Origin of the sequence: Bartonella sp. PS17NMGDW, from assembly GCF_042193555.1 — a bacterium.
GTDB classification, from domain to species: Bacteria; Pseudomonadota; Alphaproteobacteria; order Rhizobiales; family Rhizobiaceae; genus Bartonella; species Bartonella grahamii.
On record NZ_JBHILY010000104.1, the window covers coordinates 1 to 534 of the forward strand.

Below are 534 nucleotides of genomic sequence, written 5' to 3' on the forward strand. Positions count from 1 at the left end.
CTCCTATTTACGGGGGGTTAGCATTGATTGCTAGTGGTGTGGTTGGTTGTATGGTAATTTTAGGTTTTGGGGGGGCCTATATAGGTCTGATGTTGTTTTTAATTTATCTGGGGGGTATAATAATTGTTTTTGGCTATACTACAGCGATAGCTATTGAGGAGTATCCTGAGACATGGGGTTCGGGGTTCGAGGTTTTAGGGGGTCTTTTGGTGGGTTTAATAATGGAGGCAGGATTAGTTTTATGGGTCTCAAGTTCTGATGGGGTGGTGGTAGTTAGTTTTAATAGCATGGGGGATTGGGTGATTTTTGAGGGAGAGATGTCAGGGTTAGTTGGGGGGGATTCTATTGGTGCTGGTGCTTTGTACGATTATGGACGTTGGTTGGTGGTAGTTGCTGGTTGGACATTATTTGTGGGTGTATATATTGTGATTGAGATCACTCGGGGTAATAGGTTATATTATTAGAAGTAGGGTTAGGGCAAGGGGGATGAGAAAGGAGAGGGAGTATAGCTTAATCATGCCTTTTTGAGTAGTG

General features: G+C 43.3%; 1 protein-coding gene. It reads left to right on the forward strand.

The genetic code is table 11. From position 1 onward, the window contains the following. Positions 1 to 464: NADH-quinone oxidoreductase subunit J (locus tag ACFIJK_RS09515; RefSeq protein WP_375627611.1), on the forward strand; the 464-nt coding region annotated here is incomplete at its 5' end. Positions 465 to 534 lie beyond the last annotated feature (70 nt).